Source organism: Crocinitomix catalasitica ATCC 23190 (assembly GCF_000621625.1).
GTDB classification, from domain to species: Bacteria; Bacteroidota; Bacteroidia; order Flavobacteriales_D; family Crocinitomicaceae; genus Crocinitomix; species Crocinitomix catalasitica.
Genome location: NZ_JHXV01000005.1, coordinates 1 through 15,241 on the forward strand (window position 1 = coordinate 1; position 15,241 = coordinate 15,241).

Below are 15,241 nucleotides of genomic sequence, written 5' to 3' on the forward strand. Positions count from 1 at the left end.
TGATGCCACTTTTAAAAACCTCATTCCTTAATTGGAATGAGGTTTTTTTCGTTTACAACAATCCGTAATTGCACATGATGGCACTGTCCGCCTAAGGCGGAGTGTGAGAGTATGTTGACTGTGTCTGCCTTTGGCTGATGCCACTTTTAAAAACCTCATTCCTTTGATGGAGTGAGGTTTTTTTCGTTTACAACAATCCGTAATTTTCTATTTTGATTTCCTAATAACACCCCGCTAGTACACGAATCCCTCGTGTACCTTTATAACATAACCACGATTCTAGATTAATACAATCACTATTTGTCCAAATAACAACCCGCTGGAAAACGAATCTTTTATGTACCATTATAATTATTCCGTTCTATAAAGTTGAATTGACATATTAATTAGATAATGAAACGAAAAATAATCGGTTTTATATCGAGCTGAGAATCGTACAGAATTTTTTAGTTGGACTGTGGGAAGGGAATATTTAATTCTCAGGGAGAAGTGAAATATCTATTGAATTCCTTTTTCGTTAAAAATAATATACCCAAAACTGAGTTGGAATGACCAAGGTTCAGCTTGTGTTTCACTCTGACTATCATAATAATTTAGTGTTGCGCGAAGAGGACCAATCATCGTATGATAAATTAGAGAGGCGCTTGCTAATCCAAATCTACTTTTGAAAAGGTCATCCTCATTCGCTTTTCCATCAATATTAATAATTCGTTGAATAGGTTGGAATATATATGCTTCAACCCGTAAATCTAATTTATCTTTTAATGTAAAAACATTCATTAATCCACCTGATAGATATTTGTTAGCACGGAAATCATTGTAAAATCCAGTACTAACATCAGGAAAAGGTTGGAATGCATGAGCTGAAAGAACGCTGGCGGTGTAATTATCGAAAAAAGGTTGTATTGAATACACGCCTTCTAATAAAAAACCAAGCCTATATAATCCTCTTTGAATTAAATAATTAGTATAATTCATCTTAATAAACATCCAATTTCGGTATGATTTTACATCATTATCTATCCCTTGGGATCCTGTTTGAGTAGTTTCAATTCCATGAATGAATCTTGAGTAGAAACTGAAATAGGTTCCTGCCGAAGCAAACTGTTTTCTATTTAAATTGTCAATCTCGAATTTTATACCTGGGGAATAGTAGAGAAAGCTCGTTTGATCTGCAGTATCACCCAGTGCGAAATTTTCTGTCTGGTTATATTCGTCAATATTCGTCCCATTTGTAAAGTCAATCGTGAATGAGCTTTTTGAACTGGTTTCTACGTGATAAGCAAGCCTCCAATAGGTCTCATTTTGAACTTTATAAGATGGTTTAGATGGCTCAAAGAATGTAGCCAAACTTCTAAAATAATCCCATCTATTCTTTACAAATTGTGGTTCGAAATATGATGTTGTACGAGTAGGTAAATAAAACTTTAGGCCTAGTTTTATTGAACCATAAAATTTACCAAAATAACTATTGGCGTAAGCAGTTAAAGGTGATATTTTAAAATGAGAATAACTTACACTTAAGAATCCTGTATTTACTGGTCTGGATGAATAATGTCCTCCAACGGCAATCTTAAAAGGCTTTTCTTTTCTAACATCTAAAACTAATTGTTGTGTTGAATCTGTAAGATGATTAATTGTAGGGAAAATGGATAGTATATGCTCACTTTGATACAGATTCAAGTATCTCTTTTTTAAAGTGTTATAGTCTAAATCTTCATTTTCTTTACGTTGTAATAACTTTCTTGAAATAAAAATTCGTTCATCTTCATCAACCCCTAAAACTTTAATATTTGTAATTTTTATTTCAGCTTTTTTAGAATTAAAAGCGGCGCGAGATTTTTCAATTTCTTCATGAGAAACTCTCCGTTGGACAGCTTCTTTTATCGAATCCATTTTTAGTATTGTGGCCTGGTATCCTGTTTCTATGGCTGCTTCAATTTCATCAAAGTCAAAAGTTCCAACATCTCCTAAATTGGGTTCAATTACTATACCTTCTTTACAAGGCAATGTATAATTAGAATGTGTAGAGAACATGTTTTTGATTTGAGACATTAAGTCATCAGCAGTTGGTGCTTCTTCATTATAACTTACATTACTTCCAATTATATAGTCAGGACTAAATTCTTGATACATATCAAAAGCAGGGAAGTTATTGTATAAGCCACCATCAAAAACTAAAATATCATCTATAATAATTGGGCTGATAAAGAAAGGGTAGGTCATAGACCCTCTAACGGCAGCATTCAAATTTCCATGATCAAATAGGATTGATTTTTTAGTACTAATATTTGAACCAATACATCTAAAAGGAATAAATAAACTATCAAATGAGGTGTTTCTCGCGTATAAATTACGGCCAATTACATTTAATACTTCTAAATCTAGAAAAGTTGGGTTCAATAAATTTGTTGGTAAAGATTTATGTAATATAGAATCTTTTGAAAGTCGCAAAGAAACGATTTCAGCATCTTTATTTTGTCTGTAGATAGCAGACTCAAATTCATTTTCAATCTCAGCATTTGCCATTAGCTGGAATTTACTACTCATCACTATTGCCTCAATTTCTAGAGGTGATAATCCGGAAGCATACATGCCGCCAATTAAGGCTCCTGCTGATGTTCCAGTTATATAATCTATCGGAATGTTATTTTCTTCTAATGCTTTTAAAACCCCAATATGGGCAAAGCCAGTTGCTCCACCACCACTAAAAACAAGACCAACTTTTTGCGCTTGTATTTGCAGTGTCGCAAGACTAAAAATTATAAATAAAATGATCTTTTTCAAGAGTTTTTATTTCAAATGTAGTGACTTTTTTTCAGCAACTTTCTTTATAACGCAATAAGTCTAAGTTTTAGTGCCGTAAATAATGTATCTTTGCAAAAAAAATATATTTATGAAGTTGGTTGCGAAAACGTTGTACGGAATGGAGGATGTCCTGATTAAGGAATTAACTGAATTGGGTGCAAAGAATATTGAAAAGGGTAATAGAGTTGTGACTTATGTAGGTGACAAACGTTTATTATATGCTTCAAATCTTTGGTTGAGAACTGCTATTTCAGTTTTATTACCGATTCAGAATTTTAGATTCAGAGATGAAAAAGATCTTTATGCACAGTTCGCTAAAATCAATTTTTCTGAATATATGAAGGTGAATCAAACCTTCGCTGTTAAAGGTGCTGTAAATTCTAAACTTTTTAATCATACAGGTTATCCGAGATTAGTTCTAAAAGATGCAATAGCAGATCACTTTAGAGATAAATTTGATAAAAGACCTTCAGTAGATCTTGAGAAACCACAAATATTATTCGATATTCATATTGAAGAAAATCAATGTACAGTATCATTGAATAGTTCTGGTGCGCCACTTTTTCAAAGAGGTTATAGACAAGGAACAGGTGAGGCGCCGATTAATGAAGTTGTTGCAGCTGGTCTAATTTACTTGTCGGGATGGGATCAAAAATCGAATTTTATTGACGTTACATGTGGTTCAGGAACAATTCCAATTGAAGCTGCATTAATGGCCAATGGAATTCCTCCGAATATTGCCCGTAAATCATATTCTTTTCAATATTGGTATGATTATGATCAGCAACTGTGGGAGGATATTTATTCAAAAGCACCTAACGTACCGAAGAGAGATTTAGATTTTAAAATCATTGGTTCGGATACAGACGGCGACGTAATTCTAAAAGCTAGAGAAAATATAAAAGCTTTGCCATTAGGTAAAACAATAAGTTTTGAAGTAAAAGAATTTAACGATCAAGTTTGTCCTGAAGGAAAGGGTATATTGATATGTAACCCTCCTTATGGCGAGCGTCTTCAAGATGAAGCTTTATTTGATTTATATAGAGATTTAGGTAATTTCTTCAAACGAAAAATGAAAGGATATGATTGTTGGGTAATTAGTTCCAACTTTGATGCCTTTAAGAATATTGAACTAAAACCAGCGAAGAAAATTCAAGTATATAACGGTTCTTTAAGTTGTGACTTTAGAAAATACGAAATTTTTGAAGGTAGTTTAGTTGAGCATAAATATGGTGAACAAAATCAACGTCGTGAACCAAAGAGAAATAAACGCTCTTAATTCTACTTTTTAGCGGTTTTTAAAAAATCTAACCATAAATTATCATGTTCCGGAGGATCTGCTTCAATAAGCATTGATTCTTTGGTTACAGGATGAATAAATTCTAGTTTTCTTGCATGAAGATGAATTGATCCATCTTTATTGGATCGTTTAGCGCCATATTTTAAGTCGCCTTTAATGATACATTTAATATTAGATAATTGTACTCTAATTTGATGATGTCGTCCTGTCTCAGGCAATACTTCAATATAATGGTAATTTGACCCACTGCCAATTAACTTATAACTCAGCTCAGCCATTTTAGCGCCAGTCTTTTTTTCGTTGACAACAAAACTTTTATTTTTTGTAGGATTTTTTAATAGAAAATTCACTAGTCGAGCTGAATTTACCTCTGGTTTTCCTTCTGTCACTGCCCAATACGTCTTTTTAATGGTCTTCTCTTTGAACATTAAATTCATTCGACTTAAGGCCTTACTTGTTCTAGCAAATAAAACAATTCCAGTAGTAGGTCTATCCAATCGATGCACTGTGCCTAAGAAAACGTCTCCAGGTTTATTATATTTTACTTTAATATAATCTTTTACAGCATCACTAATAGGAGCATCTCCTGTAATATCTCCTTGAACGAGGTCTCCAGAATCTTTATTGATTACAATTAAATGATTGTCTTCGTAAACGACTTTTAACGCCATTAATATTGCTCTTTATCATTAGGGAAATCACCTGAACGCACATCTTTAATATACATATTAAATGCACCTAACATTTCCTCATAAAGATTATGATATTTTCTTAAGAAACGCGGGTTGAATTCATTGTTAATTCCGAGCATATCATGACTTACTAAAACCTGTCCATCTACACCGTTTCCAGCACCTATACCGATTACAGGTATATTAATACTTTCAGCCACCTTTTTTGCTAAAGCTGCTGGAATTTTTTCAACTACTAATGCAAAACATCCTGTTGCTTCCAATAATTTAGCATCACTTATTAATTGTTCCGCTTCTTCGTCTTCTTTCGCTCGAACAGTATATGTTCCAAATTTATAGATAGACTGAGGAGTAAGCCCTAAATGACCCATCACAGGAATTCCAGCACTTAATATTCTTCGAACAGATTCGACAACTTCAGCTCCACCTTCTAATTTTACTGCATGTCCACCTGATTCTTTCATAATTCGAATTGAACTAGTCAATGCTTGTTTAGAATCACCTTGGTAAGACCCAAAAGGTAAATCAACAACAACTAATGCTCGATTAATACCACGAATCACAGAAGATGCGTGGTAAATCATTTGATCCAATGTTATCGGTAAGGTTGTTTCATGACCTGCCATGACATTTGACGCAGAGTCACCAACCAAAATAATATCAACACCTGCTTGATCTAAAATTTTAGCCATTGTGAAATCGTAGCCAGTTAACATAGCAATTTTCTCACCTTTCAACTTCATCTCTTGTAAGACATGTGTTGTTACTTTTTTTACTTCTTTATGAATTGACATAATTATATTCGCTTAGTTAACAAAGGTAGAAATAATTGAAGATTAACATATAGTTTTTAAAGATCCAATTTTTCATTCATTATAACAATTTAATTTCAAATTATATACCTAATTTTGAATATGAGAGTATTGGTAATTGGAGCAAGTGAAAAGAAGGATAGATATGCTAATATGGCAATCAATGACCTTTTAACCTATAAACATGATGTCTTTGCAATAGGGAGCAGGAAAGGGAATGTCGAAGGGGTGAATATAGAAACTGAACATGTTGCGTTTGAAGAAATTGACACGGTAACCATGTATGTTGGACCTCAAAATCAAACTGGTTTCTATGATTATATTCTAAGTCTAAAACCAAGACGAGTAATTTTTAATCCAGGAACAGAGAATTCGGTTTTTGAAAATTTACTTGAAAAATCGAATATTGAAACCATTCAGGCTTGTACACTTGTTATGCTCCGGACAAATCAATTCGAATGAAAAAAATATTAACTTTTTCTTTATTGATAATCTTGTCATTCAAAATTTCAGCTCAGGATGAAAAAATTAAAGGTGTTTGTTTTGTCGCAGCGAAACATCAAATCACAGGCAAGGATATTTTACCTATAATTGAAGTAAATGCCAATTGGGTGGCTTTGATGCCTTATGCTTTTATTGGCAAGGATAGTACAATTGCTTTTAATTCGAAATGGCAATGGCATGGAGAGAAAGCTGAAGGAATTCAGCATACGATAGATTTAGCTAAAGCGAAAGGTCTTAAAATCATGATAAAGCCTCATGTTTGGCATAGAGGAGCCTATACAGGAGATTTTAAGTTAGATACAGATGAAGAATGGAAACGTTTTGAATCGTCTTATACAACGTACATCATGACATTTGTGGACCTGGCTGTATTATCGAATGCTGAGATGTTTTGTATTGGGACAGAATGGCGTGAATTTGTTGCTGCTAGACCGGCTTATTGGTCTCGTCTTATTAAAGCAATTAAAGTTAAATACAAAGGTAAATTGACTTATGCAGCCAATTGGGACGATTATAAAAAATGTCCATTTTGGGATGAGTTAGATTTTATTGGTATTGATGCGTATTTTCCTTTATCAACAAGTACAAATCCTAAATTAAATGAATTGATTCATGGTTGGGAGAAGCAGGCTTATGCTCTAAAATTATATTCTGAAGAACATAATAAAAAAATAATTTTTACAGAAATTGGTTTTCGTAGTATTGAAGGTGCAACTGTTCGACCATGGGAACATCATCAAGATGGAAAATTTGACCAAGACGTTCAAGATATTGCGTACCAAGCTTTTTTTGCTAGTATTTGGAAAAAGGATTGGTTAGCAGGTATGTTTTTGTGGAAATGGTATGCGCAACATGAAGAGCAAGGAGGAGAAGGGGATACTGATTTCACACCTCAGAATAAAAAAGCGATTAAAACGATCACTGCCAATTGGTCACATTAAGTATTAACTTTTACCTGTTAGTCTAAATTCGAAATATTTCGAATTCACCATATTATTTCGCTTAATTTTAGCTACTACACTGAAAATATGAGCAAAGAATTTATTTTAGCCCTTCTGTTGGGATATTTTGTTGTCCTAATTATCATTTCTTATTTCACCAGTCGAAAGGCTGATAATGAAACTTTCTTTACAGGTAATAGAAACAATAAATGGTATTTAGTCGCTTTTGGAATGATAGGAGCATCCTTATCTGGCGTTACCTTCATATCCATTCCTGGAACAATTGCGAATAGTCAATTCACTTATATGCAAATGGCAACCGGCTATATTATCGGCTATGCCATTATTTCATTTGTTTTAATGCCTATATATTATAAACTCAATTTAACTTCTATTTATTCTTATCTCAACACACGTTTTGGTAAAATAACATATAAAATGGGGGCTGGATTCTTTATACTTTCAAGATTGATTGGGGCGGCATTGCGCATGTATTTAGTTGTTAATGTGCTACAAACATTCGTGTTTGATAATATGGGAATATCTTTCGAATTTACGGTTGCATTCAGTATTTTATTGATCTGGGTTTATACGTTTAGAGCTGGAATTAAAACGATAATTTGGACTGATACCCTCCAAACATTATTTATGCTTATCTCAGTAGGATTGAGTATATATTTTATTGCCGACGATTTAAACCAAACGATTGGACAACTAATCGAACGAATGAACGAAGCTGGCGTAAGTCAAATTTGGCAAACTTCAGATCCTAACAAATCTAACTACTGGATAAAAGGAATTCTAGCAGGTATGTTTATTACACTTGGTATGACTGGAGTTGATCAAGATATGATGCAGAAAAATTTAAGCTGTAAAGATTTAGGCGAAGCTAAAAAGAATATGATCTCGTTCTCAATAGTTTTGTTTTTTGTGAATATACTCTTCGTTTTTTTAGGAGGCTTACTGTTTATGGAATTAGAAGCGAATCCTGAAGTTGCTACTGCATGGGCAAATGTAGGCAGTGATAATGATTTGTTATTTGCGACAATAGCACTTAAAGGATCACTAGGGTTAGGCGTAGGGATTTTCTTCCTATTAGGCTTAATCGCAGCAGCATATAGTAGTGCTGATTCTGCATTAACTTCTTTAGCTACATCTTTATCTGTCGATTTTTTAAATATTGAAAAACAAGAAAAAAAGAAACAAGAGAAAATTAGGAGGATGGCTCATGTTATTATGTCGATAGCCTTATTACTAACGATCTTAATATTTAAATACGTGAAGAGTGATGCGGTGGTATGGGAGTTGTTTAAAGCCGCGCAGTATACTTATGGACCACTTTTAGGCTTATTTATGTTTGGTATTTTAACGAAGCGAAGTGTACGTGACTTATTAACAGTGCCAATCTGTATTTTAGTTCCAATTTTTATATTTATGTTAAACTATAATAGCGCGTTGATTTTTGGAGATTTCGAATTTGGATCGGAATTATTAGGTGTTAATGCCGGTTTAGTATTTTTATTATTGTGGGTTATTTCGAAGAAGAAAACAACTACAATTTAAATTAAAATTGGCATCTTTGTAAGGTAAGTTAATCGAATACGTTTTACCATTAAGTCAATTTGACAGACAATTGTAAAATGGACTTATAATTGATAATTAAGTATTGAATATAAATTATAATAATTAAAGTTATGGCAGTAGAGATAACAGAAGCGAACTACGACGAGATTGTTGGAAATTCGGACAAACCAGTAGTTTTAGACTTTTGGGCAGCATGGTGTGGACCTTGTAAAATGGTTGGACCATTAATTGATGAAATGCATACTGAGTATGAAGGTAAAGCAATAATAGGTAAAGTTGACGTTGATAATAACCCAGGAATAGCTGGTAAATTCGGTGTTAGAAACATACCAACTATCGTATATTTAAAAGGTGGTGAAGTTGTAGATAAATCTGTAGGAGCAGTTCCTAAAGCGCAGTTAACTGAAAAATTAGATGCAATTCTTTAAGCATATAGATCTTTGATCAAAAAAAACCACTTCTAACGAGGTGGTTTTTTTATTTAAAGTCATTTGGTTTTAATTCTGAAAAGGTGTGTTTACGTTGAATAAAACTGGTGAACACAATATTTTTCTTATACAAACCTTTCTCATTAAAAATACCTTTTGATTGTTTAATATCCTTTCGTTTCTTTAAAATGTGAGATAGTTTTCCGTAGAAGTGAAAATGGGCTTTTATCAAAGCAATACAATGTCTGAATTGTAATTTTGAAATAAATAAAATACCTGCAAACCCATCTAAGATTAAACGTTTAAATATTTTTCCAAATAGCCAACCATCATAATTTTTGGTGATCATGTAAAGACTATTTCTAAAATTTAAATAAGTTTTACGTGGATTCATGTAGTTTAACGTGCCTCCACCAACATGATAGACAGTTGAATCACAGCAAGCATAAATACTATAACCTAATCCTTTTAGACGCCAACAAAGGTCGATCTCTTCCATGTGCGCAAAAAAGTCCTCATCCAATCCTCCTGCTGCCCAATATTTTTCTGCTTCAATAAATAAACAAGCGCCAGTAGCCCAAAAAACTTCTCTATTCGAATTGTATTGGCCATTGTCTACTTCGGTATCACCGAATATCCGTCCTCTGCAAAAAGGATAGAAATCCTTATCTAAAAAACCTCCAGCGGCTCCTGCATGTTCAAATTTCGTTTTGTCGTGATAAGCTAAAACTTTCGGTTGAACGGCAACTATCTTCTTGTCAGATTCAAGTAATTCCAAACATGGGCTTATCCAGTTAGGACTTACTTCGATGTCCGAGTTCAATAGAACATAATATTCAGCTTTAATTACCTTTAAAGCATCATTATAGCCCTTAGCAAAACCTCCATTACTTTCGTTAATGACAAGTTTAATATTAGGGTATTTATCTTTTATGAAAGTAACAGAATCGTCGGTAGAATTATTATCAGCAACATAAATGATAGCATTTTGACTATATTCTATTACAGATGGCAAGAATTTCTCTAAGAAAGAACGACCATTATAATTGAGTATAACTACAGCTATTTTATCCATGTTTAAATTTCGGAGGCAAATATAAGAATCATATCAAATATTCTTGTCGAAATTACGATAAGTTGAGCTTACATTCCTCCGTTATAGAAAATACCACTCTGTCCACCGAAGTGATCTTGTGATTCGGTATCATCAACGTTAATAGCAGATGAATTCCTTTTGTGTAAATCTACTTGCCATCTATAGTTTTGTAATTCGCCTTGCATATCAGAATGTAACAGGGGATAATCCTTAGAAACGAGATCAGGATTATAGAATACAAACTTCACATTTGACCTTGCACCAATTCTGTAATAATGCCATATTTGATAAGGGTATGCACTTGGTTCGTTTGGGCGATCGATCATTGCATTTGGCGGTCCATATTTTAAGTGAATTCTTCCACGGTCCGTTTCATATCCAGCTTTAATATGTGTGCCAAATAATTTTTCGGCATATATTACTTGTTTTTTATACTTTAACCAAGCTAAGTAGGGTTGGTCGGGACTTGTTTTTAACCAATAATTATAAAAGTATTTGAGCATATATGTCGTATCGTCACCTTTTAAAGTCTTTCTAATGTGCTCATATTCGTAACGTTCGCTTATTGCCATTAAACTTCCTAAATAATATTTGATGGAATCTGCCTTTATCGCCTTTTTAAATGATTGATCAATTTGTAGATTGGCTATATCGACATTTTCCTTTATGTCATTCTCATTTCTTCTTTGAAAGAACGTAGATTGTGAAGCGATCGTATCATTATCTTTGTTAACCACATGTAGCCAAAGGTCGTAATCTCCTGAAGGTAATTGATCAATTGGCAAAAAAATGATTGCCGGATTGACTTCCGCTGCTTTTAGTCTTTGGAATTTAAAGAAATCGGGGAGTGCTTGTCTACTGTTGAATTTATGAATGGATGCAGTAATTAGGAAAGGATCACCTTTTTGCATGGTAGATAAACTATTGTAGACTTCTGAATAAAATGCGAGTTTTGTTATTTCTGGGGGGAAATAATTGGTGAGATAAGGTAACATAAAGAACCCATTCTTTACAAAATTATTCTTTTCGTCACTTGCTTTAACATCCTCAAGAAAAGTAAGATCAGAAAATTTAATTTCACTTGTATTTAAAGTTTCAACTTCTAATAACTGTTTCCCAGTTACAATTTCACCTGTATTTAAGTCTTTAATTGATAATTCGTACGAATAACCTCCTGGTATCAACTGATATCTTTGCATGTCATAAAAATCCTCAACAGTTGAGTCTGACATTAGTGGAGAATTTAAAATATATTTATCAGCAACTATTGAACTATCGTCATGTGTAAATATTTGTGTGATTTCAATGCTTGCACTTAAGTTTCCGTTTTCGTCAGCAATATATTTCAAAGTTCCTGCATGAAATTGCAAACTAGTACTTATATATGGTTTATTTTCAGCTGTATAATAGATTTTGTATTGAAAATAAACTTTGGGTTTACTCAAACCAGCAAAAGAGATAGAAAGAAATATAAAGAGTAAAAGGTTGCGCATTTTATAATTTTAATTTAAAGTTACTGAATATTTACGAATCGTAGTAAATCAGTTGTTTTAAATGCATGTATCGTTGAGTTAAAGGTCAAGGAAATTAGGTTGTGTTTCTTTAAATAATTTTTTTAATTTTTTTCAATTTTAATTTGTCAATAAGAAAAAATAACTATCTTTGCCGCCTCGGATAGTTGGCAGAGTGGTCGAATGCGGTAGTCTTGAAAACTATTGTACCGCAAGGTACCGGGGGTTCGAATCCCTCACTGTCCGCCAAAAGAAAACCCATCAACATGTTGATGGGTTTTTTTGTGTTTTAAAACGCCAAAAGCTTGCTTTTGAGCGATTAAAAACACAAAAAAACACTAGTCCTCGCAGAGGACTTGAAGGTTTTTATGCTTGCCCAGGATAATAATCTGGGATCAACTTCACCTTACGAAATGAAATGAAGTTAATCCTCAAGCAAAACTATTGAGGATTTAAAAAGATCTATTGTTTTTTTGGGATATTACTTTATTCTTTTTGATTTTTGTTTTTATAGTTAAACTATTTCAAATATTTTTTGTCAATAAGAAAAAATAATTATCTTTGCCGCCTCGGATAGTTGGCAGAGTGGTCGAATGCGGTAGTCTTGAAAACTATTGTACCGCAAGGTACCGGGGGTTCGAATCCCTCACTGTCCGCCAAAAGAAAACCCATCAACATGTTGATGGGTTTTTTGTGTTTTAAAACGCCAAGTCCTCGTAGAGGAATTGAAGGTTTTTATGCTTGCCTAGTATAATATTCTGGGATCAACTTCACTTACGTAATGAAATGAAGTAAGAGAAGGAGCCAAATAACTAATCCTTCTAAGAATCGAAATTGTCACGTTATCAATCATTCTTAATATCGCATAGGTTCACCGTCCAAATAATTTTTTCGGTCGTACCAAAAGTCTTTACTTTTCTTGTCAGTGTCACTTCAACGAATTTGTTTTCTATAATTGTCTTAGTAATGTTTCCTGCTTGATTATAAAAATTCATAGTATGTGTATATGAAATTGTTCCTGCATAATTACTCGAATCGATAGCTGTAAGTTGGTCTTTAAACACAACATTACTTGCTAAACCTTCTATTTTGTGGTACTTCGATTTATAAACAGCACTAAAAAAGTCGTTAATTAAGATGTAGTCATTTTTACCCGTGATCATCTGTTCAGAAATTACACAACTGTTCGTATTGAATAAGGTTAAGGCAGATTTTTGGGAATGTAAACGTAATTTATCATCCAAATCTTTATTCGATATTAATTGGATATAATTACAAAAGTCTACGACTTTTTGCTTTGAGCGCGTCTCAAAAGCTATAATGTTTTCTGCGTCTAGCGTTGATTTGCTAAATTCATTTTCTAATGTTGAAGTTTCTTTTTGATTCGACTGTCCGAAACTAAAAACACTACTTAAAAGAAGTGCTATGAGTATTTTTTTCATATCATATGCGTTTATTCTTGAATAAAACGGAGGTTAATAATTTTGTCATTTTTATACATTGTCTCAATGATTTCTATTGCTCCCAAACTTTTAAGTGGGGTGGTCAGCTTGTCAATGAATTCATTCTTATTAAACATTTCCATTCCTTTATTATCACGTGTAATTTGAAAAATGATGGCTTCATCACTTATCATTCGGTCCAATTGCCTTCTTCTTTTTTCCCAATCTTTCACGTCTGAAGTTGCAAATAAAGATATCATCAAGGCGTAATCATCTCTTTGTAATTCAATTTTCTCTAAAATATCCTGGCCAGTTAGTTTTCTTTCAATCGTATCTGTTAAATAATAAGGAGCAGAAGCAATGAATTTTATAACTGGCTCATGACTATTAATCGTTATACATCCTTGTTTATTACTAAGTAACTTTAAGGGGGACTCATGCTCTATAAGCAGCGTTACTTCCACGGTCGAATCAATTATTGATTCGTGGGTATCTTTATCGTAAAAACAAAAATTATAACTTAGATTCGTATCCTTTTGCTGGAGATAGGGGATAAGACCTAATCCAATTGCTAAAAACACCATTCCAATCAATCTCAACGAGAAACTACGTTTTTTAACCTTTTGATTATCATTTTCCTTTGGAAGGGAATCGACATTTTTAATTTGAAAGTCATCCCAATTTTCATAGCCGGTATATTGGCTAAGAATATTGAGCATATCAATACGCGGTAATTTTTCATTCTCTCGGGGTTTTAAATGACTGTAAAACCAGCGTTCACTTATTCTTTCGTTTAGCTGATTGGATAAATCATCTTGAAAATTTCGAATCTCATTTCCAGTCCAATCATGGATGCTTTTATTGAACGATGGATTTTTATTGAGATAGACTTTTGCGACCTCTTCTTTCAATAAATAAAAAAACACGATAGCATTAGTTTTCCCCATGACTTCAAAAATAAGTAAACAAGAGAAAGTAATGTAATATAATCCTGAATTAAACTTTGCAAAACAATTTGCAAAACCTATGCAGCGCTTGTGCAGGAGTGTTTTTAGGTCAAATTCATACCATTGTCTCAATAATAAACGAAATAGTTAAACATGATGAGATATCGTCTAAAAAATATTGACGGCAATACCTCAGAAACAATTAAAACACAATTATAGATCTTATGAAAACAATAAAAATTATTCTATTCGTCATTTGCCTTCCATCAACATTAATTTCCCAGATTTCAGGTAACCAAGTTTATGGCAATAATTCAGGATACTCGAATTATAATGCGCCTAAAATTTATCAGCAAAAAAGTAGCATTACTTCAACAGCAACAACGGTGACTTTGAATGTTAATTTACTTTTAAATAAGCAGGCGGATTGGTATATGCTTACAATAGGTACCAACCAAGAAGCGACGACAGTATCGGCGTGTAATAAAAAAATAAATCTGCGCATTACAGAATTTATTAAAGGGTTAAAAACTTTTGGAATTGAGAAGGATAATATTTATGTTGACTTTATATCTCAAACAAAAATTTATGATTATGAGGTTGGTCAAAGTCAAGCGCAACAGGTTGAAACGGGCTATGAAATAAAAAAGAACATCATTATCAAACTAAAGGATATAGATGTGATAGACCAACTAATAGAAATGGCATCACAACAAGAGATTTATGATATTATAAAAGTCGAATATATTGATGAAGATGTCAATAAAACATATGCAGAACTTTATAAAGAAGCCGTTTCATTAATTCAAGAGAGAATGAAGCTTTACCAAGAGATTACAAATGTTCAATTAGCTGAAGGAGCAAGAATTTTGAATGATAATTTTTATTCAATTTCACCCAAAACGCAATACAAAAATTATCAAGCTTCTGAGAGTTCTAGTTTGAATATCCACAGACAGAATAGTCATTATTCACAAACTTATATTCAGAAGGAGTCCCGGAAGCAAAAGAGCTTTTATTATGACGGGATGCCTGCTGCTGGTTTTGATAGAATAATCAACAGTAATGAACCAAAAGTAGGACTACAATATGTGTTCAATTTGACCTTGCAATATGATGTAAAGGAATAATTACAAGTCTTAATCTCAAATTATAAATAATACTCTTAAAAAGATA

Annotated in this window: 13 protein-coding genes and 2 tRNA genes; 8 read left to right on the forward strand and 7 right to left on the reverse strand. The window is 32.9% G+C overall.

The genetic code is table 11. From position 1 onward, the window contains the following. Positions 1-498 precede the first annotated feature (498 nt). Positions 499-2,787 (reverse strand): patatin-like phospholipase family protein, encoded by a 2,289-nt coding sequence (locus T367_RS0102305; protein WP_027418405.1) that lies wholly within the window; start codon positions 2,785-2,787, stop codon positions 499-501. Positions 2,788-2,896: 109 nt separating this feature from the next. On the opposite strand from T367_RS0102305, the gene T367_RS21075 reads away from it, so the two are divergent. Continuing rightward, a complete protein-coding gene (locus tag T367_RS21075; RefSeq protein ID WP_051568291.1) occupies positions 2,897-4,087 on the forward strand; it encodes a THUMP domain-containing class I SAM-dependent RNA methyltransferase in 1,191 nt (396 codons plus the stop codon). Between the two features lie 2 nt (positions 4,088-4,089). Here the strand turns inward: T367_RS21075 and T367_RS0102315 are convergent, their stop codons facing one another. Both T367_RS0102315 and panB read right to left on the reverse strand, forming a co-directional pair. Beyond that, positions 4,090-4,779: an RluA family pseudouridine synthase gene (locus T367_RS0102315; protein WP_027418406.1), complete on the reverse strand. Its 690-nt coding sequence runs from the start codon at positions 4,777-4,779 to the stop codon at positions 4,090-4,092. Then, positions 4,779-5,594 carry a 3-methyl-2-oxobutanoate hydroxymethyltransferase gene (gene panB / locus T367_RS0102320; RefSeq protein ID WP_027418407.1) on the reverse strand — a complete coding sequence of 272 codons (816 nt, stop codon included), beginning with the start codon at positions 5,592-5,594 and terminating at the stop codon, positions 4,779-4,781. Before panB ends, T367_RS0102315 begins: the two co-directional genes overlap by 1 nt. Positions 5,595-5,714: 120 nt before the next feature. On the opposite strand from panB, the gene T367_RS0102325 reads away from it, so the two are divergent. The 4 genes from T367_RS0102325 to trxA all read left to right on the forward strand — a co-directional run bounded on the left by T367_RS0102325 (position 5,715) and on the right by trxA (position 9,069). After that, positions 5,715-6,074, forward strand: coding sequence for a CoA-binding protein (locus tag T367_RS0102325; RefSeq protein ID WP_027418408.1), 360 nt, complete (start codon positions 5,715-5,717; stop codon positions 6,072-6,074). After that, on the forward strand, positions 6,071-7,057 hold the full coding sequence (locus T367_RS0102330) for a glycoside hydrolase family 113 (RefSeq protein ID WP_027418409.1): 987 nt from the start codon (positions 6,071-6,073) through the stop codon (positions 7,055-7,057). Before T367_RS0102325 ends, T367_RS0102330 begins: the two co-directional genes overlap by 4 nt. A gap of 87 nt (positions 7,058-7,144) precedes the next feature. Further along, positions 7,145-8,620: a sodium:solute symporter gene (locus T367_RS0102335; protein WP_027418410.1), complete on the forward strand. Its 1,476-nt coding sequence runs from the start codon at positions 7,145-7,147 to the stop codon at positions 8,618-8,620. 131 nt (positions 8,621-8,751) lie between these two features. Then, complete coding sequence (gene trxA, locus T367_RS0102340) at positions 8,752-9,069, forward strand: thioredoxin (protein WP_027418411.1); 318 nt, start codon at positions 8,752-8,754, stop codon at positions 9,067-9,069. A gap of 49 nt (positions 9,070-9,118) precedes the next feature. On the opposite strand, the gene T367_RS0102345 is transcribed toward trxA, so the two are convergent. After that, on the reverse strand, positions 9,119-10,144 hold the full coding sequence (locus T367_RS0102345; RefSeq protein ID WP_027418412.1) for a glycosyltransferase family 2 protein: 1,026 nt from the start codon (positions 10,142-10,144) through the stop codon (positions 9,119-9,121). A 68-nt stretch (positions 10,145-10,212) separates the two neighbouring features. Further along, complete coding sequence (locus T367_RS0102350; protein ID WP_027418413.1) at positions 10,213-11,658, reverse strand: GWxTD domain-containing protein; 1,446 nt, start codon at positions 11,656-11,658, stop codon at positions 10,213-10,215. 179 nt (positions 11,659-11,837) lie between these two features. Here T367_RS0102350 and T367_RS0102355 point away from each other — a divergent pair. Together T367_RS0102355 and T367_RS0102360 are read left to right on the forward strand one after the other, a co-directional pair. Next, a tRNA-Ser gene (locus T367_RS0102355) sits at positions 11,838-11,925 on the forward strand. 322 nt (positions 11,926-12,247) lie between these two features. Next, positions 12,248-12,335, forward strand: a tRNA-Ser gene (locus tag T367_RS0102360). A 186-nt stretch (positions 12,336-12,521) separates the two neighbouring features. Here T367_RS0102360 and T367_RS0102365 read toward each other — a convergent pair. Beyond that, positions 12,522-13,118, reverse strand: coding sequence for a hypothetical protein (locus tag T367_RS0102365; RefSeq protein ID WP_027418414.1), 597 nt, complete (start codon positions 13,116-13,118; stop codon positions 12,522-12,524). An 11-nt stretch (positions 13,119-13,129) separates the two neighbouring features. Next, a complete protein-coding gene (locus T367_RS0102370; RefSeq protein ID WP_027418415.1) occupies positions 13,130-14,065 on the reverse strand; it encodes a hypothetical protein in 936 nt (311 codons plus the stop codon). Between the two features lie 224 nt (positions 14,066-14,289). Here T367_RS0102370 and T367_RS0102375 point away from each other — a divergent pair, with 224 nt between their 5' ends. Continuing rightward, positions 14,290-15,195: an SIMPL domain-containing protein gene (locus T367_RS0102375; RefSeq protein ID WP_027418416.1), complete on the forward strand. Its 906-nt coding sequence runs from the start codon at positions 14,290-14,292 to the stop codon at positions 15,193-15,195. Positions 15,196-15,241 lie beyond the last annotated feature (46 nt).